Source organism: Acidovorax sp. LjRoot204 (assembly GCF_056175785.1).
Map to the genome: position 1 here is coordinate 1 of NZ_JBGFFF010000311.1, position 1,976 is coordinate 1,976.

At 63.9% G+C, this 1,976-nt stretch carries 2 protein-coding genes and 1 pseudogene; all 3 read left to right on the plus strand.

All coding sequences use genetic code 11. The features are described from left to right. Positions 1-183: pseudogene (locus tag AC04MI_RS24875) on the plus strand (polysaccharide deacetylase family protein); the annotation flags it as partial. Between the two features lie 97 nt (positions 184-280). Then, positions 281-1,294 carry a sterol desaturase family protein gene (locus tag AC04MI_RS24880; protein WP_056743692.1) on the plus strand — a complete coding sequence of 338 codons (1,014 nt, stop codon included), beginning with the start codon at positions 281-283 and terminating at the stop codon, positions 1,292-1,294. 23 nt (positions 1,295-1,317) lie between these two features. Further along, on the plus strand, positions 1,318-1,976 hold a 659-nt coding region (locus AC04MI_RS24885), incomplete at its 3' end, for an EI24 domain-containing protein (RefSeq protein ID WP_476499008.1).

Genomic DNA, 1,976 nt, shown 5'->3' on the forward strand with positions numbered 1-1,976 from the left:
GCGCTGCGCGATGTGCGCAGAGGCGACATCCTGCTGGCGCACATGGGGATCTGGTCGCGCAAGGACGCCTGGGCGCCCGCTGTGCTGGAGCGTTTGATTGAAGGGCTCAAGCAGCGAGGGTTTTGCTTTCGCACCTTGCGGGATCATCCGGACTATGCGGCCGCAGCGGCTCAGGTTCGCTAGATGGGCTGTGGGATCAAGTTGGATTGCGTGCGCCGTGGCTGAGGGCGCACGCGCCGCACGTTTGCATGATTAACCAGGTGCCAGGGAGCGCGACACGATGGGATGGCTAGGCGGTGTATTTGACAGCGTGCAGCAATGGCTTTTTGAGAGCGTGCTGCAGCCGCTGATGTTCACCACAGGGCTGGCCAGCCTGCTGGAGAACGGCTATGAGGCATCCGGCTGGCTGCTGGTGGGATTGCTGCAGCTGGTGGTCATCGTGGCTGTGATTGGCCCCATGCAGCGCTGGTGGCCGGTGGAGCAGATCAATGACCGCGCCACCATCCGCACTGACATCCTCTACACCCTGATTCACCGGCTGGGACTGTTCCGGCTGGCGCTGTTTTTCACGGTGGATCCGCTGGCGGATTCACTGTTTGGTGCCTTGCGTGTGGCGGGTGTCAGCACGTTCCAGCTCGATGGCCTCTGGCCGGGTGTGACGGACATCTCCTGGGTCAGCTTGCTGCTGTATCTGGTGGTGTTCGATTTTGTGGACTACTGGATCCACCGGGGGCAGCATCACTTTGAGTGGTGGTGGCGGCTGCATTCGCTGCACCATGCACAGCAGCAGATGACGATGTGGAGCGACAACCGCAACCACCTGCTTGATGACCTGCTGCGCGACGTGATTCTGGTGACGGTGGCGCAGCTGATTGGCGTTGCGCCGGGGCAGTTCATTGCCATCGTGGCCATCACCCAGCTCAGCGAGAGCTTTCAGCACGCCAACGTGCGGCTGTGGTTTGGTCAGGTGGGTGAGCGGCTCTGGATCAGCCCCCGGTTTCACCGCCGGCACCACAGCATTGGCATTGGCCACGAGACGGTCAAGCCTTCGGCCGAGGCAACATCGGGCCAAGCAGCAACGCCGCCGCGTGTGGTGCTCGGCGGGCACAACTTCGGGGTGCTTCTGCCTTGGTGGGACATGCTGATGGGCACCGCCAACTTTGAAAAGCGCTTTGACCCTACGGGCGTGCGCGACCAGGTCGAGCCGGGCCCCGATGGCCGTGTGCGCGACTACGGCGCGGGGTTCTGGTCCCAGCAATGGCGGGGCGTACTGAGGTTGCTGGGCAAGGCCTGAGCGGCTTGGCGGGCGCTGCCTGTATGCTTGCCGCCATGGGATTACTGCTTGATTCTTTCTGGCGTGCCGCTGCCTATTGCCTGCGTCCGCGGGTGATTGCGCTGTCGCTGTTGCCTCTGTTCTTGATGGCCGTTTTGGCACTCGGCCTGGGTTACTTCTATTGGGACGCTGCGGTGCAGGGGATGCGCGCATTGCTCGACGCCTCCTCGTTGCTGGCCAGCGTCTGGGGCTGGCTCCAGGGCTGGGGTCTGGGGGATGTGACTGCTGTCATGGCGCCGTTGATGGTGGTGCTGGCCGTGGCGCCTGTACTGGTGGTGGTGTCGCTGCTGGCCGTAGCGGTACTCATGACCCCCGCCCTGGTGGCATTGGTGGCTGCGCGGCGGTTTCCGGATCTGGAGCGCAAGAAGGGCGGGTCCTTCATTGCGAGTGTGGCCTGGTCGGTAGGGTCCACGGTGTTGGCGCTGGTGGCGCTGGTGGTGTCAGTTCCGCTGTGGCTGGTGCCGCCACTGGTGCTCATCCTGCCGCCGCTGATCTGGGGTTGGCTGACCTACCGGGTGATGGTGTTCGACGCCCTGGCAGACCACGCCAGCAAGGAAGAGCGCCTGGAGATATTCCGCCGCCATCGCAGCAGCCTGCTGGGCATTGGCATCGTCACGGGCTACCTCGGGGCAGCGCCCAGCAT